This is a genomic window from Micromonospora sp. NPDC047467 (assembly GCF_040643095.1).
Classification (GTDB): Bacteria; Actinomycetota; Actinomycetes; order Mycobacteriales; family Micromonosporaceae; genus Micromonospora.
Map to the genome: position 1 here is coordinate 1 of NZ_JBEYTO010000033.1, position 1,623 is coordinate 1,623.

1 protein-coding gene is annotated in these 1,623 nt (G+C 68.3%); it reads left to right on the forward strand.

What is annotated here, in order from left to right; all coding sequences use genetic code 11:
* The coding region (locus ABZ780_RS31710; protein WP_357488443.1) for a hypothetical protein at positions 1 to 1,623 on the forward strand (1,623 nt) is incomplete at both ends.

Below are 1,623 nucleotides of genomic sequence, written 5' to 3' on the forward strand. Positions count from 1 at the left end.
AGACGGACGAGGCCGCGGCGAGCGCACGGGACTCTGGCGCGTCGTGGGCCGAGGTCTCTGCCATCTACGAGCGTGGCCGTGGGCAGCTCATCAAGAACGCCGTGCAGATGGGCCTCAACACCACCCAGGCGAAGAAGCTGGCCGATCAGATCCTCGGCACGCCGGACAAGACGGCGTACCTGAAGGGTGACATCGACGACCTCGAGCGGAAGATCGCCGATGCCAAGGACAGGCTGGCGAAGGCTCCGTCGTCGAAGACGGCGAAGATCAAGGGTGAGATCTCGGACCTGGAAAGGAAGTTGGCCCAGGCCCGGGCCGAGCTCGCCAGCGTCCAGAGCAAGACGATCGTCATCACCACGGTCCGGCGTACGAGGGCGGAGGCCAGCACGATCAGCCGGCCGTACTCGGGCGAGGGCCACCTGTCCAAGACGGCCTATGGCGGCCGGGTGCGCGGGTACGCCGTCGGCGGGGATGTGCAGTATTTCCCGGACGGCGGTTACATCTCGGGGCCGGGCGGGCCGAGGGAGGACAGCATCCTCGCCCTGTTCGCCTCCGGGGCGGTGGGGCGCGTGTCGAACACCGAGTATGTGGTCCAGTCGTCGTCGGTGAACAAGTACGGCATCCCGTTCCTCAACGCGCTGAACCAGGGCCTGCTGAACCCGGCCCTGGTCCGGGCGGCGGGATTCGCCGGCGGCGGATACGCGGGCGGTGGGTTCACGTACTCGCCGACCGCCTCGACGGCAGCGAAGATCTCCACGTCCACAGTGGCGAGCTGGTACGACCAGGACATGCAGCGGCTGAAGGACGCGTGGGCCCAGCTGAACGAGGCGATGCGCGCCCAAGCCAAGAAGAGCACCGCGGCAACCCGGAAGGCAGTGGCCGACGCCCAGAAGGCCGTGAACGCGGCAGACCGGGCGCTGGGCCTCAAGGCCGGAACAAAGGCTTCCGGGTTCAGTCTGACCGGCTACTCGACGAACCTGAAGGAGGCGGTCCAGAAGTCCGCGGCGTGGGAGCGGAACCTCGCCAAGATCGGCAAGCGGGCCGGTGCGGATGTCGAGCAGACGCTGCGGGACATGGGCGAGTCGGGGCAGGCCCTCGTCGCCTCGCTCGCCAAGGCGACGGGCAAGCAGTTCAACGAGGTGGTCGCCAACCTCAAGAAGCTGGCCCCGACCGCGAAAGCCACGCTGGCCGACTACACCCGGCAACTCAACGCCTCGACCAGCAGCAGCAAGAAGTTCCAGGACAACCTGCTGAAGCTGTCGGCCGCGGGCTACGGGGACCTCGCGATGCAGCTGGCGGGGCAGGGCGACGCGGACGCCATGGCGATCGCCGCCGCGGCGGTCAAGTCCCCCGCCGCGGCGAAGAAGGCCAACGCAGCGGTCAAGGCCAACGAGAAGCTGCTGAGCTCGGACGAACTGGCGGCGGCATCGCAGCTGCTGGGTGCGCTGTCCGGGAAGAAGAACGCCACCGTGGCGGACGTGGTGAAGGCCGGGGTGAGCTGGCCGATGATCGCCCACCTCGCCCCGCTCTACGCCAAGCAGATCAAAGCCATCCCCGGCAGCGCTGCTTTCGTGAAGGACATGAAGGAGCGCGGCATCGCGCTCGCAGGTGGCGGGCTCCTGC